The sequence below is a fragment of the Rhizorhabdus sp. P4_G5 genome, assembly GCF_056401065.1.
Window position 1 is genome coordinate 360,459 of the sequence record NZ_JBFUKB010000005.1, and the last position, 24,738, is coordinate 385,196.

Annotated in this window: 21 protein-coding genes and 5 pseudogenes; 20 read left to right on the forward strand and 6 right to left on the reverse strand. The window is 64.6% G+C overall.

Annotation, left to right across the window (positions count from 1 at the left end; all coding sequences use genetic code 11):
* Positions 1 to 62: 62 nt before the first annotated feature.
* The 4 genes from cobW to bluB are packed head-to-tail and all read left to right on the forward strand — an operon-like array spanning position 63 to position 6,164.
* Positions 63 to 1,100 carry a cobalamin biosynthesis protein CobW gene (gene cobW, locus AC1DQK_RS11520; protein WP_477870547.1) on the forward strand — a complete coding sequence of 346 codons (1,038 nt, stop codon included), beginning with the start codon at positions 63 to 65 and terminating at the stop codon, positions 1,098 to 1,100.
* A complete protein-coding gene (gene cobN / locus AC1DQK_RS11525; RefSeq protein WP_477870549.1) occupies positions 1,100 to 4,903 on the forward strand; it encodes a cobaltochelatase subunit CobN in 3,804 nt (1,267 codons plus the stop codon). The genes cobW and cobN overlap by 1 nt, the downstream gene beginning before the upstream one ends.
* Positions 4,904 to 4,905: 2 nt before the next feature.
* Positions 4,906 to 5,514: a cob(I)yrinic acid a,c-diamide adenosyltransferase gene (gene cobO, locus AC1DQK_RS11530; RefSeq protein ID WP_477870551.1), complete on the forward strand. Its 609-nt coding sequence runs from the start codon at positions 4,906 to 4,908 to the stop codon at positions 5,512 to 5,514.
* Complete coding sequence (bluB, locus tag AC1DQK_RS11535; RefSeq protein ID WP_477870553.1) at positions 5,514 to 6,164, forward strand: 5,6-dimethylbenzimidazole synthase; 651 nt, start codon at positions 5,514 to 5,516, stop codon at positions 6,162 to 6,164. Before cobO ends, bluB begins: the two co-directional genes overlap by 1 nt.
* Here bluB and AC1DQK_RS11540 read toward each other — a convergent pair.
* A complete protein-coding gene (locus tag AC1DQK_RS11540) occupies positions 6,151 to 6,996 on the reverse strand; it encodes an ABC transporter substrate-binding protein (RefSeq protein WP_477870555.1) in 846 nt (281 codons plus the stop codon). The genes bluB and AC1DQK_RS11540 overlap by 14 nt on opposite strands.
* Positions 6,997 to 7,146: 150 nt before the next feature.
* On the opposite strand from AC1DQK_RS11540, the gene AC1DQK_RS11545 reads away from it, so the two are divergent.
* The 11 genes and pseudogenes from AC1DQK_RS11545 (at position 7,147) to cobU (ending at position 16,300) form a co-directional block, all read left to right on the forward strand.
* Positions 7,147 to 8,097 (forward strand): FecCD family ABC transporter permease, encoded by a 951-nt coding sequence (locus tag AC1DQK_RS11545; RefSeq protein ID WP_477870856.1) that lies wholly within the window; start codon positions 7,147 to 7,149, stop codon positions 8,095 to 8,097.
* Complete coding sequence (locus tag AC1DQK_RS11550) at positions 8,091 to 8,864, forward strand: ABC transporter ATP-binding protein (protein ID WP_477870557.1); 774 nt, start codon at positions 8,091 to 8,093, stop codon at positions 8,862 to 8,864. The genes AC1DQK_RS11545 and AC1DQK_RS11550 overlap by 7 nt, the downstream gene beginning before the upstream one ends.
* A 40-nt stretch (positions 8,865 to 8,904) precedes the next feature.
* Positions 8,905 to 10,833, forward strand: a complete 1,929-nt coding sequence (locus AC1DQK_RS11555; protein ID WP_477870559.1) for a TonB-dependent receptor plug domain-containing protein — start codon at positions 8,905 to 8,907, stop codon at positions 10,831 to 10,833.
* 13 nt (positions 10,834 to 10,846) lie between these two features.
* Positions 10,847 to 11,254: a DUF1636 domain-containing protein gene (locus AC1DQK_RS11560; RefSeq protein WP_477870561.1), complete on the forward strand. Its 408-nt coding sequence runs from the start codon at positions 10,847 to 10,849 to the stop codon at positions 11,252 to 11,254.
* Positions 11,251 to 12,267 carry a nicotinate-nucleotide--dimethylbenzimidazole phosphoribosyltransferase gene (gene cobT, locus AC1DQK_RS11565; RefSeq protein WP_477870563.1) on the forward strand — a complete coding sequence of 339 codons (1,017 nt, stop codon included), beginning with the start codon at positions 11,251 to 11,253 and terminating at the stop codon, positions 12,265 to 12,267. The genes AC1DQK_RS11560 and cobT overlap by 4 nt, the downstream gene beginning before the upstream one ends.
* Entirely contained in the window at positions 12,264 to 12,830 is a 567-nt protein-coding gene (locus AC1DQK_RS11570; RefSeq protein WP_477870565.1) for a histidine phosphatase family protein, read from the forward strand. The genes cobT and AC1DQK_RS11570 overlap by 4 nt, the downstream gene beginning before the upstream one ends.
* Entirely contained in the window at positions 12,827 to 13,546 is a 720-nt protein-coding gene (locus AC1DQK_RS11575) for an adenosylcobinamide-GDP ribazoletransferase (RefSeq protein WP_477870567.1), read from the forward strand. Before AC1DQK_RS11570 ends, AC1DQK_RS11575 begins: the two co-directional genes overlap by 4 nt.
* Entirely contained in the window at positions 13,543 to 14,517 is a 975-nt protein-coding gene (locus AC1DQK_RS11580; RefSeq protein ID WP_477870569.1) for a threonine-phosphate decarboxylase, read from the forward strand. The genes AC1DQK_RS11575 and AC1DQK_RS11580 overlap by 4 nt, the downstream gene beginning before the upstream one ends.
* The gene (gene cbiB / locus AC1DQK_RS11585; RefSeq protein WP_477870571.1) at positions 14,510 to 15,448 is read left to right on the forward strand and encodes an adenosylcobinamide-phosphate synthase CbiB; all 939 of its coding nucleotides are present in this window, start codon (positions 14,510 to 14,512) and stop codon (positions 15,446 to 15,448) included. The genes AC1DQK_RS11580 and cbiB overlap by 8 nt, the downstream gene beginning before the upstream one ends.
* Positions 15,436 to 15,726, forward strand: a pseudogene (locus AC1DQK_RS11590) (nucleotide-binding protein); the annotation flags it as partial. The gene cbiB and the pseudogene AC1DQK_RS11590, both read left to right, overlap by 13 nt.
* 67 nt (positions 15,727 to 15,793) lie before the next feature.
* Positions 15,794 to 16,300 (forward strand): bifunctional adenosylcobinamide kinase/adenosylcobinamide-phosphate guanylyltransferase, encoded by a 507-nt coding sequence (cobU, locus tag AC1DQK_RS11595; RefSeq protein WP_477870858.1) that lies wholly within the window; start codon positions 15,794 to 15,796, stop codon positions 16,298 to 16,300.
* 156 nt (positions 16,301 to 16,456) lie between these two features.
* Here cobU and AC1DQK_RS11600 read toward each other — a convergent pair.
* Positions 16,457 to 16,531: pseudogene (locus AC1DQK_RS11600) on the reverse strand (SCO family protein); the annotation flags it as partial.
* 86 nt (positions 16,532 to 16,617) lie between these two features.
* Here AC1DQK_RS11600 and AC1DQK_RS11605 point away from each other — a divergent pair.
* Positions 16,618 to 16,893 (forward strand): annotated as a pseudogene (locus tag AC1DQK_RS11605) (sensor histidine kinase); the annotation flags it as partial.
* Between the two features lie 151 nt (positions 16,894 to 17,044).
* Positions 17,045 to 17,227 (forward strand): annotated as a pseudogene (locus tag AC1DQK_RS11610) (helix-turn-helix domain-containing protein); the annotation flags it as partial.
* 22 nt (positions 17,228 to 17,249) lie between these two features.
* Here the strand turns inward: AC1DQK_RS11610 and AC1DQK_RS11615 are convergent.
* Positions 17,250 to 19,283, reverse strand: coding sequence for an oxidoreductase (locus tag AC1DQK_RS11615; RefSeq protein WP_477870573.1), 2,034 nt, complete (start codon positions 19,281 to 19,283; stop codon positions 17,250 to 17,252).
* A gap of 59 nt (positions 19,284 to 19,342) precedes the next feature.
* Between AC1DQK_RS11615 and AC1DQK_RS11620 the strand changes: the two genes are divergently transcribed.
* From AC1DQK_RS11620 to AC1DQK_RS11630, 3 genes are all read left to right on the forward strand, one after another.
* The gene (locus AC1DQK_RS11620; RefSeq protein WP_477870575.1) at positions 19,343 to 20,266 is read left to right on the forward strand and encodes a LysR family transcriptional regulator; all 924 of its coding nucleotides are present in this window, start codon (positions 19,343 to 19,345) and stop codon (positions 20,264 to 20,266) included.
* A gap of 111 nt (positions 20,267 to 20,377) precedes the next feature.
* Entirely contained in the window at positions 20,378 to 20,911 is a 534-nt protein-coding gene (locus tag AC1DQK_RS11625; RefSeq protein WP_477870577.1) for a carboxymuconolactone decarboxylase family protein, read from the forward strand.
* A gap of 324 nt (positions 20,912 to 21,235) precedes the next feature.
* Complete coding sequence (locus AC1DQK_RS11630; protein WP_477870579.1) at positions 21,236 to 22,033, forward strand: SDR family NAD(P)-dependent oxidoreductase; 798 nt, start codon at positions 21,236 to 21,238, stop codon at positions 22,031 to 22,033.
* A gap of 67 nt (positions 22,034 to 22,100) precedes the next feature.
* Here the strand turns inward: AC1DQK_RS11630 and AC1DQK_RS11635 are convergent.
* From AC1DQK_RS11635 to AC1DQK_RS11645, 3 genes and pseudogenes are all read right to left on the reverse strand, one after another.
* Positions 22,101 to 22,251 (reverse strand): annotated as a pseudogene (locus AC1DQK_RS11635) (IS5/IS1182 family transposase); the annotation flags it as partial.
* A gap of 119 nt (positions 22,252 to 22,370) precedes the next feature.
* Complete coding sequence (locus AC1DQK_RS11640; RefSeq protein ID WP_477870581.1) at positions 22,371 to 22,946, reverse strand: TetR/AcrR family transcriptional regulator; 576 nt, start codon at positions 22,944 to 22,946, stop codon at positions 22,371 to 22,373.
* A gap of 85 nt (positions 22,947 to 23,031) precedes the next feature.
* Entirely contained in the window at positions 23,032 to 24,522 is a 1,491-nt protein-coding gene (locus tag AC1DQK_RS11645) for an amidase (RefSeq protein ID WP_477870583.1), read from the reverse strand.
* Positions 24,523 to 24,738 lie beyond the last annotated feature (216 nt).

The following is a 24,738-nucleotide window of genomic DNA, read 5'->3' on the forward strand; positions in this document are numbered from 1 at the left end:
GGGAGTTTCCCGATGAAGGCCATCATTGTCTGCTTGCCCGCCGCGCCGGGAAGCGTCGGCGCATGAGCAAGATACCGACGACCGTCATCACCGGCTTCCTCGGCGCCGGCAAGACCACGCTGATCCGGCATCTTCTCCAGAACGCCAGGGGCCGCCGACTGGCGCTGATCGTCAACGAGTTCGGCGATGTCGGGGTCGACGGCGAATTGCTCAAGGGCTGCAATGACGAGGCCTGCCCTGAAGACGATATCGTCGAGCTGGCTAATGGCTGCATCTGCTGCACTGTGGCCGACGACTTCCTGCCGACGATGCAGAAGCTGCTCGACCGTCCTAATCCGCCCGAGCATATCATCATCGAGACGTCGGGCCTCGCGCTGCCCAAGCCGTTGGTGAAGGCCTTCCAGTGGCCCGAGATCCGCACCCGCTCAACCGTCGATGGCGTGATCGCGCTGATCGATGCCGAAGCGGTGTCGGCGGGCCGCTTCGCCACCGACGAGGTGGCTTTGGCGCTCGCCCGCGCGGCTGATCCGACGCTCGACCATGACAGCCCGCTCGAGGAACTGTTCGAAGATCAGCTGGCCTGCGCCGATCTCGTCATCCTCAACAAGTCCGATCTGGTCGATGCCGACAAGCTGACCAAGATCGAAGCCGATATTTCGGGCGATACCCGCAGCGGCGTGAAGATTGTCCGTGCCGATCATGGCGCGGTCGACATCGGCATGTTGCTCGGCCTGTTTGCGGGCGCCGAGGACGATCTCGAAACCCGGCCTTCGCATCATGACAGCGATCCCGATCATGACCATGACGACTTCGACAGCTTCGTCGTGAAGGGTGGCGACATCGGCAATGTCGAACCGTTGCTGCGGGCGGTGTCTGAAGTCATCGCGAAGCACGACATATTGCGGATCAAGGGCCTGATCGCGGTCGGCGGCAAGCCCGCTCGGCTGGTGATCCAGGCGGTCGGTCCGCGCGTTCAGCATTATTATGATCGCGCTTGGACGGCCGGGGAGGTGCGCCAGTCGCAGCTCGTTGTAATCGGACAGAAAGATCTCGACCGGCCGGCGATCGAAGCGACGCTGTCGGCGGTATTGGGCGGCTGATGCATCTGCTGGCCGCCACGCCGGGAACGGTTTCGAACGGCGACGAGGCGATCGATCTCGCCCAGTCGCCGGGCGAGATCGTCTTCCTGACCGTGGCGGACAGCGAGCTTGCCTGCTTCGCGCGGGCGGCGGCTGCGCTGGGTGACGGCGCGCCATCGATCCGGCTCGCGAACCTGCTTCAGCTCAAGCATCCCTATTCGGTGGATCTTTATGTCGAGAAGGTGATCGCGCAGGCGAAGTTCGTCGGCGTCGTGCTGCTCGGTGGCAAGAGCTACTGGCCTTATGGCGTCGACGAGATCGCCCGCGTAGCGCGCGAGAAAGGGATCGCTTTCGCCGCCATCGCCGACGGCCGTGAGCCCGATCCGGCGCTCGATGCGGCCTCGACCTTGCCTGACGAGATCCGCGAGCGGCTGCGCGATTGTCTCCGGCAGGGTGGGGTGGCTAATGCAACGAGCTTCCTCCGGCACGCCGCACGCCTGATCGGGCGCGACATTGGTCTGCCCGACGATCCGGTCCCGGTCGCCGACGCCGGGCTGCACCTGCGCGGCCATGAGCGGCCGGTGCTCGACGACGTGCGGGCGCGATGGGTTGAAGGCCGGCCGGTAGCGCTGTTAACCTTCTACCGTGCGCTCACCATCGTCGGCACGCTCGACGCGGTCGATGCGCTGGTCGATGCGCTCGAAGACCGCGATCTCAATGTGGTAGCCGTCTATGTGAGGGCGCTTCGCGAGCCCTTCGCGATCGACTGGCTCCGCGGCGTGATCGCCGAGACCGCGCCTGATGTGATCCTCAACGCCACCTCCTTCGCGGCGTCGTCGCCCGGCGACGATCGGGTGGGCAGCGTGCTCGAACAGGCCGATTGCCCCATCCTCCAGACCGTCTTCGCCGGGGTTGAGGAAAGCGCCTGGCGGGAGAGTCCGCGCGGCCTTGGCGCCCGCGATCTGGCGATGAATGTGGCGCTGCCCGAGGTCGACGGGCGGCTGTTCACGCGCGCCATCGCCTTCAAGGCGTCGGAGCGGTTCGACGAGCGCACCGAGTGCGGCATCGTCGTGCCGAGGGTCGCGCCCGATCGCGTCGCCTTCGTCGCCGATCTCGCTGCCGGCTGGGCGCGATTGCGGCGCACGCCCGCGCCGGATCGCCGGATCGCGCTGGTTCTCGCCAATTACCCCAACCGCGACGGACGGATCGGCAATGGCGTCGGCCTCGATACGCCCGCCAGCGCGGGTGCTATCCTCGGCGCATTGCGTAAGGCGGGCTATAGTGTCGGCGACGCACCCGAGGACGGTGCGGCGCTTATGCCGACCATGCTCCGCGGGGTGACCAACGCGCTCGATTCGATCGACCGGCCTGGCGAGATCGCCTTGCCGCTGGCCGAGTATCTTGCAACCTTCGATACACTCCCGGAGGCTGTTCGGACGGCGATCTCGGATCGCTGGGGCGCTCCCCTTGAAGACCCATTCGTCCGCGATGGCGCATTCCGCCTCTCGGTCCATCGCTTCGGCAATGTCGCGGTCGCGGTCCAGCCGGCGCGCGGCTACAATATCGATCCCAAGACCAGCTATCACGACCCGGCGCTGGTCCCGCCGCACGGCTATCTCGCCTTCCATTTCTGGGTGAACCGCCAGTTCGGCGCGCACGCGGTTGTCCATATCGGCAAGCACGGCAATCTCGAATGGCTGCCGGGCAAGGCGCTGGCGCTTTCCGAGAGCTGCTTCCCCGAGGTCTGTGCCGGTGCGGTGCCGCAGCTCTATCCTTTCATCGTCAATGATCCGGGCGAGGGCACCCAGGCCAAGCGGCGGATCGGCGCGGCGATCGTCGATCATCTGACTCCGCCGCTGACCCGCGCGGAAAGCTATGGTCCGCTCAAGCAGCTCGAGGCGCTGGTCGACGAATATTATCTGGCGGCGGGCATGGACCCGCGCCGGATCAACCACCTCAAGGGCGAGATACTCGATCTGGCGCGCTCGCAGGGGCTCGACACAGATGCGGGCGCGGTCGGCGACGGCGATGATGCGCTGGCCGCATTGGACAATTATCTGTGCGAGCTGAAGGAAATGCAGATCCGCGATGGTCTGCACGTCTTTACCCAATCGCCGGTGGGGCGGCTGCGAACCGATCTGCTGACCGCGCTGTCGCGAACCCCGCGTGGTCATGATCTGCCGGGCCAAGCGTCGTTGCTGCGGGCGCTGGCAGACGATCTGCGGCTCGGTTTCGATCCGCTCGATTGCAGGATGGGGGATGCGTGGGATGGCCCTCGACCCTCGGCTTTGGCGGTAATGGCTGACGATCCGTGGCGAACGGCCGGCGATACTATCGAGCGGTTGGAGTTGTTGGCCAGCGCGCTCGTCTCTGCACTTCGTCATCCTGAACTCGGTTCGGGATCCACCCACCCACCCCAGCATGCTCCCGTTGAGGAGTGGATGCTGAAACAAGTTCAGCATGACGGGTTGGGAGAGAGAACGGCGGCCGTCCTCGCTTCGATCCGTGACGATTTGATTCCGCGCGTCGACGCCTGTGGCCGGGCGGAAAAGGCAGCCTTGCTCGCGGGCCTCGACGGCCGCTTCATCCAGCCCGGTCCCTCGGGAGCGCCGACGCGCGGTCGGCCCGATGTGCTGCCGACGGGGCGCAATTTCTATTCGGTCGATACCCGCTCGGTGCCGACCGCAACCGCCTGGGAGCTGGGCCAGCGTTCGGCGCAACTGCTGGTCGAAGATTATCTCCAGCGCGAAGGCGAATATCCGAAAGCGATGGCGCTCAGCGCCTGGGGGACCGCGAACATGCGGACCGGCGGCGACGACATCGCGCAGGCGCTGGCGCTGATGGGGGTGCGTCCGCGCTGGGATTGGACGTCGGGTCGGGTGATCGGCTTCGAGGTGATGAAGGTGACCGAGCTGGGCCGCCCGAGGGTCGATGTGACCTTCCGGGTCTCCGGCTTCTTCCGCGATGCCTTCCCCGAGCAGATCGACCTGATCGATTCCGCCGCCCGCGCGGTGATGGCGCTCGATGAACCGGTCGATGACAATCCGGCAGCTCACCGTCATCGGGTCGAGACCGCGCGGCTGATCGACGAGGGCGGTGATCCCAAGGCTGCGGCATTGCGGGCGGGCTATCGCGTCTATGGATCGAAGCCGGGAGCCTATGGCGCCGGGCTTCAGGCGATGATCGACGAGAAGCTGTGGCACGACCGCGGCGATCTCGCGAACGTCTATCTCGACTGGGGAAGTTACGCTTATGGCTCGGGTGTCGAGGGGGATGCCGCGCGCGCCTTGTTCACCGAGCGGCTGAGCCAGGCCGATGCCGTCGTCCAGAACCAGGACAATCGCGAGCACGATCTGCTCGACAGCGACGATTATTATCAGTTCGAGGGCGGGATCGCGGCGGCCGTCGAACATCTCAAGGGCAAGCGGCCGCGCTCCTACCATAACGACCATAGCCGACCCGAACGCCCCATCGTCCGCACGCTGGAAGACGAGATAGGCCGCGTCGTCCGCGCGCGCGTCACCAATCCCAAGTGGATCGCCGGCGTGATGCGCCACGGCTACAAGGGCGCGTTCGAGATCGCCGCGTCGGTCGACTATCTCTTCGCCTTCGCGGCAACCACCCACGCGGTGCGCGATCATCATTTCGACGCCGTCCACGCCGCTTTCATCGAGGATGAGAAGGTCCGCGCCTTCATGGCCGAGGCCAACCCGGCAGCGCTGCGCGAGACCGCCGCCCGCCTCGCCGAGGCGCTGGAGCGCGGCATGTGGAAACCGAAATCCAACAGCGCGGGCGTCCTGCTCGCCGAGCTTCAGGGAGCATGACGATGGTGGAACGCACCGACGAACGGCACGCCGAGAAGATGAAGAAGAAGCAGGTCGCGCACGACAAGATCGTGGCGTCGAAGACGATCAAGAAGGGTCTGCTGATCGTCCACACCGGCAAGGGCAAGGGCAAGACCACCGCCGCGCTCGGCATGGTCGTCCGCGCGATCGGGCATGGCAAGAAGGTCGGCGTCGTCCAGTTCGTGAAAGGCGCGATGACCACCGGTGAGAAGGTCGTGTTCGATGCCTTTCCGGCGCAGGTCGAGTTCAAGCCGATGGGCGAGGGCTTCACCTGGAACACCCAGGACCGGACCCGCGACATCGTGATGGCGCGCACTGCGTGGGACGAGGTCAGGCGGATGATCGCAGATCCGAGCTACGACATGGTGCTGGCCGACGAGCTGAACATCGTACTGCGCTATGACTATCTGCCGCTCGATGAGGTGCTCGAGACGCTCGCTGCGAAGCCCGAGATGCAGCACGTCATCGTCACCGGTCGCAACGCGCCCGAGAAGCTGGTCGAGGCTGCCGATCTCGTCACCGAGATGACCTTGGTGAAGCACCCGTTCCGCGAGCAGGGCGTGAAGGCGCAGGCGGGCGTCGAATTCTGATGGTCGCAGGAGCCGCACCTTTGCCTGGTGACCTGACGGCCGCCTCGATCGAGGCGCTGCTGGTCTGGCGGCGAGACGTGCGGCATTTCGAAACTCGTCCGATCGCCGAGGCCGAAATGGAGCGGCTGTTCGGGCTTGCTCAGCTGGCGCCGTCGGTCGGCAATGCCCAGCCGTGGCGGTTCGTGCGGGTCCAGACAGGGGCTTTACGGACGGCGCTGGCTGACCATGTCGACGAGGCCGGTTCCCGGGCGGGCGAGCGATATGACGCCGCCGAGCGTGGCCCACTTTACCAGTCGCTTAAGCTGCATGGCCTGCGCGAAGCGCCCGAGATCCTAGCGGTGTTCTCCGACGAGGTGCCGCTCGCGGGCCATGGTCTAGGCATCGCCACCATGCCCGAAGCGCTACGATATTCGACGGTGCTCGCGATCCACACATTGTGGCTCGCGGCGCAGAGCCGTGGCATCGGCCTGGGATGGGTATCGATACTCGATCCGGCGTTCGTGTCGAGCCTGCTCGACGCGCCGCGGGCGTGGCATTTCATGGCGCTGCTGTGCCTGGGTTATGCCGAAGCACCATCCGCAATTCCCGAACTCGAACGTCGCGGCTGGCAGGCTCGCGACGACTGGAGGGCGCATGTCAGCGTGCGCTGAACCTGCTGCCCTGCGCGGCGATCACCTGCCGGGTCAGGCTGCGCGCCGCCTCGACATAAGCGGGGCCGCCGCACACGGTCCATGCCTGCGGCAGCCGGATGCGCGGGATGTCGCGAAGTGCGGGATGGTGGAGCATCTCGGTGCCCTCATCGCGCACCCTGTCGCTCGCGCTCTCGACAATCAGATAGTCGGGATGCGCGGCGATCAGCTGCTCGATGGTGAGCTGCGACAACGCGGGCTTGCCGAGCTTGGCGGCCAGATTGGTCAGGCCGACCCGTTGCATGAGATCGTCGATCAGGGTGCCGGTGCCTGTCATATAGCCGCGCCGCTGATAATGAGCGGCGAGCCGGCCGCTATGGATACGGGGCAGCGCAGCCAGTTCGGCATCCATCCGGCGGATCATCGCCTCGCCGCGCTCGGGATGGCCGACGGCCTTCGCGACATCGCGGATCTGGCCGACGATCGCGTCATAGCTCCCGGCCGAGGGCAGATCGAGCGTCGGATATTTCTGTTTGGCGATTGCTGCCCGCGTGCCGCTGCGCCGGCCGGGTGTCGCGACGATCAGGTCGGGGTCGAGCGCGAGTACATCCTCGGCCGAGCCGCGTGTCATTGGGATATGCGCCGCGGCTGTGGCGCCCGCCGACATATCCGGATCGCGCGCGAAGCGGGTGAGCGCGGTGATCTGGCCCGGGTCGGCCAGCGCCAGCAGATATTGGTCGGCGCACAGATTGAGCGAAACGATCCGCTTCGGCGGTTCGGCCACTTTTGGGGAAGCGGCGGCGGCTCCGATACCGGCGAAGGCCGCCACTGCGAGAAGGAGCTTCCGATGCATGGCTAGGCTGTGATCGATCGAGGCATGGCGTCTCACCCCATGAACAAGACGGCCCCGGGACACAAGACGTGACGGGGTGACCGATCCAAAACGAGGTCTTCCGTGAGTATCGTTCGAAGAAACAAGTTCCTTCTACCGGGATTATTGGTGATCCTGATTTTGGCCGCGATGTCGTCGTTGCTGATCGGCACCGCGCCGATCGCTCCGGCGCGCCTGCTCGCGGCGCTCGGCGGCCATGGCGACCGGATCGCCAACACCATATTGTTCTATCTGCGTCTGCCGCGGATGCTGCTCGGGCTGATGGTCGGCGCGATGCTCGGTCTCGCGGGGGCGGCGTTGCAGGGCTATCTGCGCAATCCGCTGGCGGAGCCCTCGGTGCTCGGAGCATCGAATGCCGCGGCGCTCGGCGCGGTCGCGGCGCTCTATTTCGGCCTTGCCGATCTTCATCCGGCGGTGCTGCCGATTCTAGCTATCCTGACCGGGCTCGCGGCGCTGATCCTGCTGTTTGCGCTGGCTGGCCGCTCAGAAAGCCCTCTGACGTTGATCTTGGCCGGCATCGCGGTCGCGACCCTGGCTGGAGCGGGGATCAGCCTTGCGCTCAATCTGTCGCCAAACCCGTTCGCGGCGATGGAGATCACCACCTGGCTGCTGGGCTCGCTCGAGAACCGCTCCTTCCAGCATGTCTGGGTGGCACTCCCTTGCATTGCCGTTGGATCGCTTCTGCTGCTGATCGACGGCCGCGCGCTCGATGCGCTGACCCTCGGCGAGGATAATGCCCGCGCGCTCGGTGCAGACCTCCGCAAGACCCGGCTGCGCCTGTTGATCGGGGTTGCGATCGGCGTGGGAGGCGCGGTGGCGGTGTCAGGCGCGATCGGCTTCGTCGGCTTGATCGTGCCGCATCTGGTCCGCCCGCTCACCGATCGCTCGCCATCCGCGATCCTGCTGCCGTCCGCGTGCGCGGGCGCGGCCCTGCTGATGCTGGCCGATATCGGTGTTCGGCTCATTCCGACGGCCAACGAGCTCAAGCTCGGCGTCGTCACGGCGATGATGGGTGTTCCCGTCTTCATCTTCCATCTCCTGCGGGAGAAGCGGATATGGTGAAGATCCAGATCGATGCGGCGACCGTGCCGATCGGCCGGCGCGCCGTGTTGCAGGACGTCAGCACCTCCTTCGAAGGCGGGTCGCTGATCGGGATCATCGGCCCCAACGGCGCGGGCAAGTCCACCCTCGCGCGTGCGATCCTCGGACTGCTTCCGCTGTCCGCAGGCCATATCCTGGTCGACGATCAGGATGTCGCGACGATGGAGAGGCCGGCGCTCGCCCGGACCATCGCCTATCTCTCGCAAGGCCAGACGCTGCATTGGCCGCTGACGGTCGAGCGACTGGTCGCGCTGGGTCGGCTCCCCTATCTGGCGCCGCTGTCGCGCCTGCTGCCGGGCGATGCCGAGGCGGTCGACCGCGCAATGGCGCTGGCCGATGTCGGGGATCTCCGTGACCGCATCGCTACCGAACTTTCGGGCGGCGAACGGGCGCGTGCCTTGCTGGCGCGAGCCTTGGCGGTCGAAGCGCCGGCGCTGGTGGTGGACGAGCCGCTGGCGTCGCTCGATCCCGGTCATCAACTCGAAGTGATGGAGCTGCTCGAACGGCAGGCTCATACGGGGACGCTGGTGGTCGCGATCCTCCACGATCTGACCCTGGCCGCGCGCTATTGCGATCGGCTGCTGCTGCTCGATCGCGGCCGGCTGATCGCCGATGGCCCGCCCGCCGATGTCCTCACCGAGGATCGGCTGGCATCGGTCTACGGCATCGCCGCGTCGATCGACCGGTCGGGCCGCACCCCCATCATCGTTCCATTGAGCCGCATCTGATGCGCCGCTCGCGCACCTCTATCTCAAGGTTTCCCATTTTATGGCTTTTTTCAGCTTTTCGATCGCTCTGCTCCTCTCCTCCGCCTCTGTCGCGGCGCCCCTGGCCGATGCTGGTGAGGGCGACGCCATCATCGTCACCGCAACCCGTTCTCCCGAACCGGTCGACAAGCTGCCCCAGAGCGTGACCGTGCTCGACAAACCCGCGATCGATCGCGCCCAGGATCTCGGCATGTCCGAGTTGCTGCTGCGCACGCCGGGTATCAGCCTGTCGCGCAATGGCGGCTATGGCACGACGACGACCTTGCGCATCCGCGGCGCCGAGTCCGAGCAAACCGTCGTCGTCATTGATGGCGTCAAGCTCAACGATCCAGCGGCGGCCGGCGGCGGCTATAACTTCGCCAACCTGCTCGTCGGCGATACCGAGCGGGTCGAGATTTTGCGCGGGCCGCAATCGATCTTCTGGGGCAGCCAGGCGATCGGCGGCGTCGTCAATGTCGTCACCGCATCCCCGCAAAAGCCGATCGAGGGCAGCTTCGATGTCGAGGCAGGGTCGCGACAGACTGCGAGCGGCCGGGTGGCGCTCGGCGGCAAGACCGGTCCGCTGAGCTGGCGAATCGGCGGGCAGGCCTTCACCACCGACGGTATCTCCGCCATCTCCCCGGCCTTCGGCGGCAAGGAGAAGGACGGCTACACCAATCGCAGCCTGACCGGCCGGGCGGAGCTGGCGATGACCGATAGCGTGTCGGCCGACCTGCGCGGCTACTATTCCCGAGGGCGGTTCGATTTCGACGCCACCGCCGCCGACAGCCCCGAATATGGGTTCACCCGCGAGTTTGTAGGCTATGCCGGGCTGAACGTCGCGATGCTGGACGGGCGACTGCGCAACCGGATCGGCTATGGCTATACCGATACCAACCGCGACCAGTTCGATCCCCGCCGCCAGCGCACGAAGAGTTTCGAGTCCGCCGGCCGCAACATGCGCATCGAATATCAGGGTAACCTCGCCCTGAGCGACCGCTGGGCGCTCCAGTTCGGCGCGGAGAATGAGCGGTCGCGCTTCCGCAGCGTATCGCCGCCTGGGTCGCTGGCGACCGCCGTCCCGGCACCCGCGCGCGGCAAGGCGGAGATCACCAGCCTCTATGGCCAGCTCAGCATCATGCCGCTGACCGGCCTGACACTAACTGGCGGTGTCCGCAGCGACGATCATAGGCGCTATGGCCGCAAGACGCTCACTTCGGTGGGCGGCGTCTGGTCGCTTCCGACGGGCACGATCTTGCGGGCGAGCTATGGCGAGGGCTTCAAGGCGCCGACGCTGTTCCAGCTCTTCTCGGACTTCGGCAACCAGGCGCTCGATCCCGAACAGGCGCATGGCTGGGAGGCCGGCGCCGAACAGCGGCTGTTTGACGGCAAGCTCGGTATCCGCGCGACATATTTCGAGCGGAACAGCCGCGACCTGATCATCTTCAACAGCTGCCCGACGGCGAGCACGCTGCCGCTCTGCTTCCGGCCGGGCACGGCAATCCGGCGGTCGGGCTATTATCTCAACGTCTCGCGCGCCAACGCGCGCGGCGCCGAGGTCGAGGCCAACGGACGTTTCGGCCGGTTGCAAATCGACGGCAATTATAGCTGGACGGTCGCCGAGGATCGCTCACCCGGCGCCGCGACCTTCGGCAAATGGCTGCCGCGGCGACCACGCCAGAGTGCCAACGCATCGGTCAGCTATGACTGGGGGCACGGCCTCACCACTGGCGCCGCCATGCGCTGGGCCGGCCACAGCTTTGACAATGCGGTGAACAGCACCCGGCTCGACGGCTACACGCTGGTCGACCTGCGCACCGAGCTGGCGCTGTCACCTTCGGTTCGCCTGTTCGCACGCGTCGAAAATCTGTTCGACGAGAAGTACATGACCGCCTTTCGCTACGGCACGCTTGGCCGCACCATCTACGCGGGTTTGCGAGGACGCTTTTGATGGAGACGGGACAATGCTGAAGCGGGTCAAGGGCGGGCCGGCCGTCGTCGCCTGCAACACCTGCCGTTTCTCGAAGGAGGAGCGCGAGGACGGTGAGGGCGTGCGCGGTGGCGCACGGCTGGTCGAAGCGCTGCTCGCGGTGAAGAGCAGCGATCATCACTATGCCGACATCGAGGTGCAGGAGATGGCGTGCCTCTTCAATTGCTCCGAACATTGCTCGGTGCATCTCCGCGCGCCGGACAAGGTCAGCTATGTGCTGGGTCGCTTCGAGCCGACGGCCGAGGCGGCGCAGGCGATCCTCGATTATACCGTGCACTATGCGGCGAGCGAGCACGGAAGAGTGCCCTTCAAGCAATGGCCGCAAGGCGTGAAGGGCCATTTCATCACCCGCAGCCCGCCTCCCGGGTTCGTTGCCGAATGAGCGCCTTTTCCACCCGCGCGGCGTTTGAAGCCGCGCTCACTTCGTTGACGACGCCCGACCCCGACGCGATCGCTGCCGCGCAGGCACGGCAGGCCCAGCTCACCAAGCCCGCAGGTTCGCTTGGGCGACTGGAGGAGATCGCCATTTTCCTGGCCGGTTGGCAAGGGCGCGAACGACCGAGGCTCGATCATGGTCGCGCTGCGATCTTCGCGGGCAATCACGGCTTCACCGTGCATGGCGTAAGTGCCTTTCCGGCCGCGGTGACCGCTCAGATGGTCGCGAACTTCGAAGCGGGCGGTGCGGCGATCAACGCGCTGGCGGCGGTGGCGGGCATCGAGCTGAAGGTCGTCGCACTCGACCTCGACTGTCCGACCGCCGACTTCACCGTCGCCCCGGCGATGGACGATGACGAATGCCTGGCCGCGCTGTCGGCGGGCGCGGCGATCGTCGATCCCGCGCTCGATCTGCTTGTCGTCGGCGAGATGGGCATCGGCAATTCGACGGCGGCGGCAGCCCTTTGTCTGCGCAGCTTCGGTGGTGTGGCGGCCGACTGGGTCGGCCCGGGCACCGGCATCGATAACGCGGGGATCGCCCGCAAATCTGCTGTGGTCGATCGCGCTTTGGCTTTTCATGCCGAAGCTCCCAGCACGCCGTTCGAAACGCTTCGACGATTGGGCGGCAGGGAGATCATGGCGATAGCGGGCGCGGTGATCGAGGCGCGCCGTCTGCGGATCCCTGTGGTCCTCGATGGCTTCATCAGTTGCTCGGCGATAGCGCCGCTGGCGGCTGCCGATCCCGATATCGTTGCGCATTGCATTGCCGGGCATTGTTCGGCCGAGCCCGGCCATGGCCGTCTGCTCGATCGATTGGGCCTACAGCCGTTGCTTAGCCTCGACATGCGGCTGGGCGAGGGCAGTGGTGCCGCGGTAGCGGTGGCGGTCATCCGTTCGGCTATTGCCGCGCACGAAGGCATGGCGACCTTCGCCGAGGCCGGGGTATCGGGCGGCGCGTGAGTTTCCTGCTGCATCTCCTTCGCCACGGTGCGCCCGAGCTTCCCGGGCGGATGATGGGCCGAACCGACTGCGCACCGACGCAGGAGGGGATCGCCGCCTGCGTTGACCAGATCGGGGAACTGCAGATCGATGCCGTGATCACTTCGGATCTACGCCGAGCGAGCCAGGCCGGTGCCGCGATCGCAACAATGCTGGCGCTGCCCTTGTCGACCGATCCTCGCTGGCGCGAACTCGACTTCGGCCTGTGGGATGGCATCGCGAGCAGCGAGATCGATCCGGGGGCATTCGGCCGCTTCTGGGATGATCCCGATACCAACCCGCCGCCGCAGGGTGAGCGCTGGTCGAGCCTGACCAGCCGTGTCGCCATGGCGATAGCCGACATGGCTGAGCGCTCGACCTTGGTGGTGACCCATGGCGGTGCGATGCGAGCGGCGCTGGCGGTTCTGTGCGGGTTCGACCAACGCCAGATCTGGGCGTTCGATCTGCCCTATGCCGCGATGCTGTCGCTCAGGGTCTGGTCCGGGGAGAAGCCGTCAGCCCGGATCGTGGGGCTGTGGCCATGAAGGGTTTCATTCTCGCGCTGCAATTCCTGACCCGGCTGCCGACGCCGCGCGTCCGGGCGGACGGAGAAGCCTTTGCGCGATCGATGCGCTGGTTTCCCGCCGTCGGCTTGGTGATCGGGGTGCTGGTCACCGCGGCGGCATGGGCAGGAACGCATGTCGATCCCTGGACCGGTGGGCTGGTCGCTCTCGTCGCATGGGTGGCTGTCACCGGCGCGCTCCATCTCGATGGCCTGTCCGATCTGGCCGATGCGAGCGGTGCCGCACACAAGGACCGCGAACGGCTGCTGGCGGTGCTCGCCGATCCGCATGTCGGCAGCTTCGGCGCCGTCGCAATAGGGCTGCAACTGATCGCCAAGCTCGTCCTGCTGCACGCGCTGATCGAGCGCGAGATGCTCGTTGGGCTGATCCTGATCCCCTTTGCGGCGCGCATTGGCCCACTGGTCTGGACGCAATGGCTGCCGTCGCTGCATGACGGACTGGCCTCCCGCTTTCGGGCCGTGGTCCGGCCATCCGATTTGGCCATCTGGCTGGTCCTGCTGACTGCGAGCGCGTGGTTTGCGCCAGCCATCCTCGTCGCGCCCATTCTGATCGCCGGGTGGGTCTGGTGGCTGCGTCAGCGAATTGGCGGCATCTCTGGCGATGGCCACGGCGCCGGAATCGAGCTCGTCGAGACCGGTCTTCTCCTCGCCCTGCTCGTCGGGGCTGCGATCCGGTGAGCCAATGGACTTTCCATGGCGGCCGGCTGGCCGAGGCACGCGCCCTCTACGGTGGCGAAGACTGGCTTGACCTGTCAACGGGCATCAACCCCACGCCGTGGCCCGGTGCCAAGGATCTAGCGGTCGACTGGCAGCGCCTGCCTGATGAAATGGACCTGCAAGAGCTGGAGAGGGAGGCGGCCAGCTATTTCGGTGTCGATCCCACCTTTGTCTGTGCCGTGCCGGGCAGTGAGATCGGTCTGCGCTTGCTGCGGGATATCGGTGTCATGCCGACCGCCTACGTCATGCCAGCCTATCGCACCCATGCGGATCTGGTCATGCCGCGTATCGCACTGGAGCCGATCGCGTTGCCCTGGTCGTCGGGCAGTCTCATCCTCGCCAATCCGAATAATCCCGACGGACGTATCCTGCATCGGCAGGTCCTGGGTGAGCAACTGGCTGTCACCGAGGCAGCCGTCCATTGGCTGGTGATCGACGAAGCCTTTGCAGATACCGTGCCCGAGGCTAGCTTCGCCAGCGAGATTGGTGACGACCGGCGGCTGATTATCTTCCGATCGTTCGGCAAGTTTTTCGGCTTGGCGGGCGTCCGGCTCGGCTTCGTGCTTGGCCCGCGTTCGGTAATCGCTGCCTATCGGGCGAAGCTCGGAAGTTGGCCCTTATCGTCGGCCGCGCTGGTGATCGGGACCGCGGCATATCGCGATCGAGCGTGGATCGGATCGATGCGGTCGATCCTTCCCGGGCAAGCAGCTTCACTCGACGCCGTGCTGGCACACCATGGCCTCGAGCCTTTCGGCGCATGCCCTCTGTTCCGCTTGATCGAGACTACCGACGCGGCAGCGCTCTTCGACCGGCTGGCGCGTCACTCGATCCTTACCCGGCCATTCGACGAAAACCGCCGCTGGCTACGTGTCGGACTGCCTGGAAGCGCCGAGGATCTCGTTCGCCTCGATCGGGCGTTATCGGATGTCTGAAGCTGTCACCCTGGCTGCGGCGGCGCTCGACGCGTCGGTTGGCTGGCCCTCGGCGCTCTATGCCAGGATCGGCCATCCGGTCGGCTTCTTCGCGCACGTGATCGATGGCTGCGAGCGCCGGTGGAACAGCCCGGCGCGCGGCGAGGCCTTTCGCCGGGCAGCCGGGGTAGGCACCGTGCTGATCCTGTCGCTGATCACGGTCGGACCCGGCCTCGCGCTGGAGCAACTTGCCTATGCGCTGTTCGGATGGTGGGGGTGGGTGGTCGTGGCGATGCTGGCGGCGCCGGCACTCGCACAGCGCAGCCTCTATGATCATGTCGCAGCGGTCGAGCGAGCGCTTCGGTCGGGTGATCTGGTTCAGGCGAGAGCGTCTGTCGGCATGATCGTTGGCCGGGATACCGCGTCGCTCGACGAATCCGGCGTGGCACGGGCCGCGATCGAGAGCCTGGCCGAGAGCTTCTGCGATGGTGTCGCGGCGCCCTTCTTCTGGCTGCTGCTGCTCGGCCTTCCGGGTGTATGGGCCTATAAGGCGATCAACACCGCCGACAGCCTGATCGGACATCGCGAGGAACGTTGGCGTGCGTTTGGCTGGGCGGCGGCACGCACCGACGATCTGCTCAACCTGATCCCGGCAAGGCTCGCTGGCGCGCTCCTCTGCTTGACTAGCTTGGAAGGCTGGCGAGTTATGATGCGGGATGCCGATAAGCATGCGTCGCCAAACGCCGGTTGGCCCGAAGCGGCGATGGCCGGCGGGCTGGGACTGAGGCTTGCGGGTCCGATTGCTTACGATGGAGTGATTCACGACAAGCCGTGGATCGGCGATGGCCGGACCGATGCCGGTGCGGGGGACATCCGCCGGGCGCTTCGCCGCTATGTCATAGCTTGCCTGAGCCTCTGGGCGACAGCAGGAGCCATCGCATGGGCGCGCTGATGTTCCAGGGGACGGGCTCCGACGTCGGTAAGTCGGTGCTGGTTGCTGGCCTGTGCCGGACACTGGCCAATCGTGGCCCGAAGGTCCGCCCCTTAAAGCCTCGGAATATGTCGAACAATGCGGTGGTCACGACCGACGGGGGCGAGATCGGCCGGGCTCAAGCGCTTCAGGCAATGGCGTGCCGGGTTGAGGCGCATAGCGACCTGAACCCAGTCCTGCTGGAGCCGCAGGTTGATCGGGCCTCTCAACTTATCGTCCAGGGGAAGGTCCGCAGCTCGAGGAGTATCTCGATATCGACCGACTGATCAAACTTGCGAACGGAGCATCACGATGAACACGAAGGGCATGGGCCGTCTGCTGGTTCTGGGTGGCGCGCGATCGGGCAAGAGCCGCTACGCCCAGGCGCGAGCCGAAGCGCTCCCTGGCGAGTTGCTCTTCGTGGCAACCGCCCAGTCATTCGATGACGAGATGGGGGATCGGATCGCGCGGCACCGCGCCGATCGCGGAGAGCGTTGGTCCACTGTTGAAGCCCCGTTGGAGCTTGCCGATTGTATCTTCGGCGAGGCGGGAGCCGGACGCGTGCTGCTGGTCGATTGCCTGACTCTGTGGACCTCCAACATCATGCTCGCCGATCGCGATATTCCACATGAGATCGAGCGATTGCAGGGAGCCATCGCGAAAGCCCCCGGGCCTGTCATCTTCGTTGCGAACGAGGTCGGGCTGGGGATCGTGCCCGACAACGCACTTGCCAGGCGGTTTCGGGATGCTTCGGGTACAATCAATCAGGCGGTCGCGCGGTTGTGTGACGACGTTGTGTTCGTCGCAGCAGGGCTTCCCCTCACGCTGAAGTGAATGGAAGCGGAGATGGCTTCGATCTCGGTTTAACGGCGACAGATGCGCGCCGTTGCCGCGCTGCATTATTATGCGAAAGCCTGCCCGACAACTGTCCTTGCCGACCATCAGGAGCACCGTCGCGGTGTGGTCGATCAGATAATCGCCACCCTCGATCGGCACCTTCTTGTAATGGACATGATAGGCCTTCACGATCCGGGCGAGTTCAGCGGGCGAGCCGGTGAGCCCCATGATCGGCGTGCCGAACAAGGTCAGATACTGGCCGATGTCCACGGGCTTATCGGTTAGGGGGCGAGGCTAGATCGCCGCACGCCGCAATGTCCCTCATCTGCGCGTGCAGCGCCTGCAGGCTACGGCGTTCGGTTGGGGCCATCATCTCCAATGCGATAAAATATACACCGTCGGGGTCGGCGTCGCTGACCATACGCTGGCGCGATCCGGTAGCCGAGTTCGAGGTTGCCGACAGCGGTGTAGGCATCGCCGAGACCGACCTTCAGCGCATCTTCGAGCCGTTCGAGCGGGTCGGCAACACCGGCGCGGCGCCGGTCATCGGCCTCGGGCTCACGATTACTCGGTTGCTGACCGAGATCATGGGGGCCGAACTGCTGGTCGAAAGTCAGCCGGGCGCGGGCAGCAGCTTCAAGGTGCGGATGTTGTTCTCGGACGCACCGCCATCGACGACGACAGTGCCGCCGGGCGCGCGGATCACCGGCTATGCTGGGCCGCGCCGCCGGATTCTGGTCGCGCGAGAGCGACGTGCTGTTCTGGATCGCCCAGGGCAAATCGAACCGCGACGCGAGCGAGATCATGAACATCAGCGCGCGCACCGTGAACAAGCATCTCGAGCAGATATTCATCAAGCTCGGCGTCGAGAACCGCGCCGCAGCGGCGGCTATCGCGACGAGGATCATCGCGCTATCGGATTAGCGACGCATTGGCCGGCCCCCGCTCAGCAAGCGATCGCCTCGCGCTCCACCACCATTCGACGCAGGTCCTGCACCGTTCTGTAGGCATCCCGCACCGCTTCGCCAATTCGGGCGACTTTCATCGCATCCCCGATCGCCATCACCGGCACGCCGGCGCCGGCCAAAGCCTCGGACAGGCGAGTATCGGGCACGAGTCCGTGTGCCAGCAACAGGGCAGCCGCCGGCTGCGCCCGTTCCACGCCATCGAAGCCCACGAGCCGGACATGATCGTCCTCAATCCCGCTCAGCGTGATCCGGTCCGCGATCCGGATCGCCGGCTCCGCTTTCAGGCTCGCGAGTAGATGCATGCGATAGAGCGGCTCGGCGTTGCGGGCCAGGAAGCGGGAATCGGATCGGCTCGCCAGCAGGATCTGATGACCCTGGACTGCAAGGTGCTGCGCGGTCTCGGTCCCGGTCTCGCCGCCGCCATAAATGACGATGGGGCATTCGGCGGTCGATGGCGGTAACGCGATGTCGCCCAGCAATGCCGCGGACGCCGGGTGAACCGGCAGCTTTCCCGCACTCTCCAGCATAAGAGGCGCAGGGCGGGATCCCGATGCCAACACGATTGCATCGGGGTCTATTGCTAGGATCGTCGCAGCATCCGCCGTGGTTCCGCACCGGACATCGACACCGCTCGCTGCCATCCGCCGCAACAGGAACCGATGATACCAGAACAGCTTTTCCTTGCCGGGCGGCGTGGCCGAGGTGATCAGGTTGCCGCCGAGCGTTTCGCGCTTCTCGAACAAGGTCACGGCAAAGCCCGCCTGGTCGAGCAACAAGGCCGCAGCCATCCCGCCCGGTCCCCCGCCGACAACCGCCGCCCGACGGCCGGCGCCAAAGGCGTCGATGGGCGGATCTGTTTCATGGCCGCAGCGTGGGTTTTCGGCGCAGCTCACGCCACGGTTGCTTCCGGTCTCCATGATGCACCAGTTACAGGAGGTGCAGGGGCGGATGTCGTCGGGCCGCCCCGCACGAGCCTTGTTAGCCCATAATGGATCGGCCAGCAGGGCGCGGCCGAGCGATATCATGTCGGTGTCCCCGGCCGCGACCGCCATTTCCGCCAATTCCGGCGTGCGGATTACCCCGGCGCACAACACCGGCTTGCCCGTCGCCTCGCGAATCCGCCGGGCCATCGGCAAGCGCCACCCTTCGTCCACGGACATTGGCTCGACAATGACATCGACCCGATCGAGCGAACCGCAGCTGATGTCGATTGCATCGACGCCCGCTTCGCATAGATATGGTGCGATCCGTTCGCTGTCCTCCAAGGTCAGTCCGCCTTCGAGGAAATCGGACACCGACATCCGATAGAGTAGGGGCCTCTCGCCGATCGCCGCGCGGACCGCCTTGATCACCTCCAGCGGAAACCGCATCCGCCGTTCGGAATCGCCGCCCCAGCCATCATCACGCTGGTTGACGAGCGGGGACAGAAATTGCTGCAGCAGATAGCCATGCGCGCCGTGCAGCATCACCGCGTCATAGCCTGCCTGCACGGCCAACGCCGCCGCCGATGCATAGCTGGCGATGATCCGAAGGATCTCCGCTTCCTCCAGCGCGCGAGGTACGGCGTTGAGATAGAAGGACTGAAGTGGCACAGCCGAGGAAGATACCGGCTGCCGCCCGAGCACCGCCTCGCGGGATTGTCGCCCGGCATGGCTCAACTGGACGCACGCACGCGCGCCGCCCGATTTGATCGCCGCAGCTAGATTGCCGTGGCCGGTGCGATAGAATGGAGTGTCGAGCCGCAGTTGCGGCGCCATCGAACTGAAACCGTCGCGTCCGTCGACACAGGTATATTCGACGATGATCAGGCCGGTCCCTCCCAGCGCTCGTTCGCGATAGTAAGCGATCAACTCCCGGGAGACCGACCCGTCGGCATTGCCGAGATGGCTTTCCATGGGCGCCATCACGATCCGGTTTTTCACAGTCATCCCTCGAATGGCAAAGGGCTGAAATAAATGGGGGTAGGCCATGGCCGGCTCCTGCAATCTCGATGGCGGCAGCAACCATGACATTGTTTGTATATGGCGATAAGATACCAATAATCGATAAGACTTTTCGTCAGGAGCAATATATGGACCGAATGCGTGCGCTGGAAGTCTTCGTTGAAATCGTGGAGCGCGGTACGATGTCGCGCGCGGGTGCCGCATTGGGTATGTCGCAGACGATGGTTTCGACCCATCTCTCCGAGCTCGAGGCGCGGCTCGGCAAGCGACTGCTAGCACGCTCGACGCGGCGGATGGACTTGACAGAGGAGGGACGCCGCTTCCTCGACCACACGCGTCACATCCTCGCCAGCGTGCGCGCCGCGGAGGACGCAGTGCGTGGCCACGGAGGTGCGCCGCGTGGGACGGTGCGGATCGATGCTCCTCCCGCAATCGGTCATCGCTTTCTGCTTCCCGCAATTCCGGCCTTGCATGCCGCTTGGCCGGATATTCTGATCGACCTCAGCCTTGGCGACCGCCCGGCCGTGCTGCGTCCTGAAGGCTTCGACATCCTGGTCCGTGTCGGTTCTGTTCGCCCCGAGGATGCCGACATTCGCATGCTCGGCCGCACGCCATTCGTCACCGTCGCGTCCCCGGCCTATCTCGCCCGGCGCGGCGTCCCAAAGTCGCCCGACGACATCGCCAGCCACGCCTGCATCGTCTATGCCACGGTCGAGCGTCCCGGTGGCCAGCGCTGGGACTTCGTTCGGGACGGCATTGTTCGATCGCTGCGCCCGCCGACCGTTGCGCGCTTCAACGACGGCACCGCAATCAGTGGCGCTGCCGTTGCCGGGCTCGGCATCGCCCGTACTTTGGAAGTGTTGGTTGCCGACGAGTTGGCGGATGGCCGACTTGTCCGGCTGCTCGAGGATTGGTCGGTTGAGCCGCAAATGATCAGCGCCTTCGCGCCGCTGGCCCGCAGCCACATCCCCGCCGTCGCCGCGACGCTCGATTATCTCGAGACGTTGCCCTGGACCGGAGCCAGTTCGGCATCGTTTGTAACTTCCGTCTAGCAGGTGGATTATATGCTTGGACCGCGGTAGTGATGTTTTGCGTGGCCGAACCCGGCTGGGACGCGGCACTCGACGGCGAAGCAGGGCCTGCTTTGGAGAGAGGAGAAATCAATGCGTGTAGCCTTTGAGCAAAAGCCAGGGCAGCCGCTGGGCGATCTCAGTTCCCGGTATTTGCCCGAACTGTTGAACGCGGCAGGGGGGTTCTCCCATGCCACTTATCAGCACTCCCGCCTGCCGCTGCGGCTATTTGAGGCGGCGCGCATTGCCACGGCGGTGATTAACGGCTGCACCATTTGTATGAGCTGGCGCTCGGCGCGCGATGTCCAGCTACTGGGCGTCGAAGGCAGCATCAACAAAGCGGGAGATGAACCCGACGAGAATTTCTATCAGGCGGTCCTGGCGGGCGATCTGTCCATGCTCGACGCTCGTGAGCGCCTCGCCGTGCGCTTCGCCCAGAAAATGGGCACCGAACCGCGATCACTCTCCGCCGACGAAGCGTTTTGGACTGAGCTGAAGGCCGTCCTTAGCGACTCTGAGATCGTCGACCTGACATATTGCTGTGCGAGTTGGATCGGTCTTGGCCGCGCTGCACATGTGCTTGGCATAGATGCGGCCTGTCAAATTCCAGAACTGCAAGCGACGTGATTTCCCGGACGCGCTTGGCCGCCGGCCGCCGTGAACCGCCCCGAGATTGCCGGAGGCCCAAATCCTGAGATGAGGGCGACGCCGATCGCATCTTGTCCGGCCACACGGACATCATCCCAACCATGAAGCATGCTCGAAAGTCCGGGCTTGAGGTCGGCCTAATTCAGTTGCCTGCCCCCACGCGGAGGGCTGGACGATACCCTGAAGGCGCATGCCGATTTCGCCCGACATGTCGGCTGGCCTGAACCGCTAATTCAAACTGGGATACTAGCGGTTATTCGCCTCGCTGAGGTCGGGAAGACACCGAAGTACGAAAGGCACTCCGTGTACAAAGAAAAATATGGACCTTGGGCAGTCATCCTTGGGGGTTCCGAAGGAGTGGGCGCTGAATTGGCCCGGGCGCTGGCGCAGGACGGCGTCAATCTCCTGCTGGTCGCCCGCAGGGCCGAGCCGTTGGAGGCGTTGAAACGGAGTATCATTGATCAAGCACCCGTTGAAGTCCGGGAGTTGGCGCTTGATGTCACGGTACCGGAAGCGGCCGATCGGATTGCGGCCGCAGTCGCCGACGTTGAGATCGGGATGCTGATCTGCAACGCTGGATCCGGTGTCGCGTTGGGCGCTTTCATCGCGCAGGATGTTGAAGCACACCTCCGGCTAGTGCAGCTCAACATTACCAGTCAGATCCGGCTGATCCATCACTTCGGCAGGCTCATGGCCGATCGGCGGCGCGGAGCGATAATGCTGGTCGGTTCTGGTTCCGGCGAGGTGGGAACCGGGTACGTCGCGGTTTATTCAGCATCAAAGGCCTTCCAGCGGAATCTTGCGGAAGCGCTATGGTTCGAGCTTGCGCCCCGGGGCGTCGACGTTTCGGTGATGATGCTGGGCGTGACCAAGACGCCCCAGCTTGGACGGAAGGGCTATCCTGTCGATGATCCGGATGCGCCTGGCGCGGACCCTCGCGACGTTGCCTTGGCCTGCCTTGATGCTATCGGCAATGGTCCGGTCGTTCATCTCAACGAGACTGTCGACATCGTGGAGGATCTCAAATCGAAGTCACGCAAGGACGTTATATGTATTCTATCCGAACGGGCAGGCAAAGTGCTTGGCAATGACCTGAAATGATTTAGCGGGGACTTTACATAAGCCGCCACCCTGGCGAGCTACGGCTAAGACCTGCTGTTTCGCGATTGAGACCACCGAACATGATTACGATGCAGCTGCGGCGACGGTAGCGGCATTTGTCGTATCTGACCGGATCGTCGCGTGATCGGCGCCTGGATACGAGGCTGGATGCACTTGTCCTAGAGAACGTCCCTGAACCAATTGGCGTCGTAGCTCTTTGGAAAGAACGGCCGCAGGCGCTCCATCTGCTCCTCTGTCAGTCAAAACAGGTCGCTCATTCCAGTCTCCTTGCGGAGCCCGAACCAGATGACACCTCTCGCATCAATCGGTCCTGACCCTAGGCTGCAGCCAGAAAGACCGACCAAGCCTGACTGAAGTAGGTGTCGACATGGAGCTCATCGCGCATGAGCGGGTCGCCCATCAGTAGCCGGTTCAGCGGATTGGACATGAACGTCCCGATCACTGCCGTCGCGAGTGTAGCAGCGCTGTGGCGCTGGAATGTCCCCGCGTTCTGTGCGGCAAGTATGAGACGGCGGAAGGCCCGCTCGTGTTCGTCAGACGACCACACCATCATGGCCGCCAAGGCCTCGATCCGCTGGGTCTCGTTAATTGCCATCCGATAGAAGGCCGATGTCGAAGGCTTCAGCGCGGTGCTCAGCAAGAACCGGCAGGCGTCTCGAAGCGCGTCCATCGAATCAGGATCCATGTACCGTAGAGTCGCGTGTAATTCCGCCACTGCTTTGTGGATCTGGCGTTCAGCAACGGCAACTAGGAGCGTGTCCTTGTCGGGGAACCGATGAAGCACGCTGCGGCGCGTCGTGCCGCAGTCTGAAGCTATCCCTTCGATCGTGGTTGGGGCAAAGCCGTAATCGCAGAACGAACGCAATGCGCAGGCGAGGATACGGTCGCTCAAATGACTGGATTCTTCACGGCGTGGTCGACCTGCGCGGCGCGTGGAGGGGGGGGCAACAGCCGAGGTAGGCGCACTGGTTGACAGATCAGACACCCGTACAATCCGGGTCGCGGTACGCGGTATGCTTCGCAAGGCCTACCCTTTCGCCCAACGTCTCAGCCCACCGTGGGCGGCGGAGGTGATGGTCTGTCACCTGCTGATAGGCATAGCCAACGCGACAAAGCAGGTCCTCGTTCAATCTGCCAGCCGCGAGTTGCAAACCCAGCGGCAAGCCACTTTCCGAAAATCCCCCGGGGAAGCTGAGGGTCGGCACGCCAGCCAGATTGAACGGGGATGTGAACCGGTACAGCGTGCGCCGCACTGCGTCGACGTCAGAGACAAGAGCCCGAAGCTCGCTCAACGAAGGTACGGGCATACCAAGGCCAGGAGTAACCAGGACGTCTACCTCTTGAAACAGCCTGCCCATCTCCCCTGTAAAGGCGGCCCTGCGTTGGCTGGCCCGGATATAGGCGGCGGCGGCAATACCCTGCCCAAGTTCTATCGATGCTCTGGCCTGCGGGCCATATCGCGAGGCGTGATCTGGAAATAACCCAGCATGGGTTTGGGCAAGTTCAGCCAGCACGATCGTCAATCCGGCCTCTGCGATCTCATCGTCCCACGGCATTCTGACGGATCTGATTTGCGCTCCCAAATCTTCCATAACCTCGCAGAATTCATGAACCGTCCGGCTGATCTCTGGAGATAAGCCATATGTAGCAAACGACTGGTCGATGCCGATCACGACGCCGTCAACCAGCTTTGCGATTTGGCCGAGATAGTCCTCGCGCGGTGCCAGAAGCGCCGTGGGGTCACGCCTGTCAGCCCCGGCTATGACCTGGAGCATCGCTGCGACGTCCTGAACGCTGCGTGCCATCGGACCGATGTGATCGAGGCTCTGAGCTAGTGGGAAGAGACCATGTCGACTGACCCGGCCCCATGTGGGCTTCAGTCCGCTCACCCCGTTGGCTGCGGCTGGCGTTCTGATCGAACCGCCGGTATCGGTGCCAATGGCGCCGTAGCAGAGGCCTGCGGCCGTCGCCACGCCAGGCCCGCTCGAGGACGCTCCGGGCCAGTGCTCTGCGCTCCATGGATTGCGCGGTTGTGCCAGCGACGGATGATGCTCGAGCAGTGCGGCCTCAGTAGTGTGGAGTTTGCCGAGGATAACGGCGCCAGCCTGGCGGAGCTTGCGCACCACGGTAGAGTCCGAGGCGGCAACATTATTCCGCAATATCACCGATCCAGCGGCCGTCGGCTGTCCCGCCATGTCGAGCAAATCCTTGACCGCGACCGGTACGCCATGGAGCGGGCCCCGCCACAGGCCCATGGCAATTTCACGATCTACTGATCGAGCCTGTTGAAGCGCATCGTCAACAAGCAGCGCGACAAAACTGTTGAGCGCGCTGTCTAACCGATGACAGCGCGCCAGCGCTTCTGTCGTGACCTGTTCCGACGTCAACGCGCCCTTGCGAATGTGCTCACCGACTTCCACCAGCCCAAGGTAGGCCAAACTGTCGGACTGGCAGGGATCTGCGGTCATCCTAGGGCTCCGTATGCATCCGCCATTAATAGCAGGGTTGCCTGCTATTAATGGCGCGATACTAAGCGTGCAATCCTGAACGGCCTCCATTCGCTTATATATCTGCTGATATTTAGACAATTCAGTAACTTTCTTTCAATACGGCGCGTTTAACGAGTGTCCAGTGTATCATTATGGCGGAGCCGTACGCCCGGCACATCCGGCGACGTGTCTTGT

What these genes read in the sequence shown, in the direction of transcription:
- cobW (WP_477870547.1), top strand. Translation starts at nt 63, where the DNA reads ATGAGCAAGATACCGACGACCGTCATCACCGGCTTCCTCGGCGCCGGC.
- cobN (WP_477870549.1), top strand. Translation starts at nt 1,100, where the DNA reads ATGCATCTGCTGGCCGCCACGCCGGGAACGGTTTCGAACGGCGACGAG.
- cobO (WP_477870551.1), top strand. Translation starts at nt 4,906, where the DNA reads ATGGTGGAACGCACCGACGAACGGCACGCCGAGAAGATGAAGAAGAAG.
- bluB (WP_477870553.1), top strand. Translation starts at nt 5,514, where the DNA reads ATGGTCGCAGGAGCCGCACCTTTGCCTGGTGACCTGACGGCCGCCTCG.
- AC1DQK_RS11540 (WP_477870555.1), bottom strand. Translation starts at nt 6,996, where the DNA reads ATGCATCGGAAGCTCCTTCTCGCAGTGGCGGCCTTCGCCGGTATCGGA.
- AC1DQK_RS11550 (WP_477870557.1), top strand. Translation starts at nt 8,091, where the DNA reads ATGGTGAAGATCCAGATCGATGCGGCGACCGTGCCGATCGGCCGGCGC.
- AC1DQK_RS11555 (WP_477870559.1), top strand. Translation starts at nt 8,905, where the DNA reads ATGGCTTTTTTCAGCTTTTCGATCGCTCTGCTCCTCTCCTCCGCCTCT.
- AC1DQK_RS11560 (WP_477870561.1), top strand. Translation starts at nt 10,847, where the DNA reads ATGCTGAAGCGGGTCAAGGGCGGGCCGGCCGTCGTCGCCTGCAACACC.
- cobT (WP_477870563.1), top strand. Translation starts at nt 11,251, where the DNA reads ATGAGCGCCTTTTCCACCCGCGCGGCGTTTGAAGCCGCGCTCACTTCG.
- AC1DQK_RS11575 (WP_477870567.1), top strand. Translation starts at nt 12,827, where the DNA reads ATGAAGGGTTTCATTCTCGCGCTGCAATTCCTGACCCGGCTGCCGACG.
- cbiB (WP_477870571.1), top strand. Translation starts at nt 14,510, where the DNA reads ATGTCTGAAGCTGTCACCCTGGCTGCGGCGGCGCTCGACGCGTCGGTT.
- cobU (WP_477870858.1), top strand. Translation starts at nt 15,794, where the DNA reads ATGGGCCGTCTGCTGGTTCTGGGTGGCGCGCGATCGGGCAAGAGCCGC.
- AC1DQK_RS11615 (WP_477870573.1), bottom strand. Translation starts at nt 19,283, where the DNA reads ATGTCATGGTTGCTGCCGCCATCGAGATTGCAGGAGCCGGCCATGGCC.
- AC1DQK_RS11620 (WP_477870575.1), top strand. Translation starts at nt 19,343, where the DNA reads ATGGACCGAATGCGTGCGCTGGAAGTCTTCGTTGAAATCGTGGAGCGC.
- AC1DQK_RS11625 (WP_477870577.1), top strand. Translation starts at nt 20,378, where the DNA reads ATGCGTGTAGCCTTTGAGCAAAAGCCAGGGCAGCCGCTGGGCGATCTC.
- AC1DQK_RS11645 (WP_477870583.1), bottom strand. Translation starts at nt 24,522, where the DNA reads ATGACCGCAGATCCCTGCCAGTCCGACAGTTTGGCCTACCTTGGGCTG.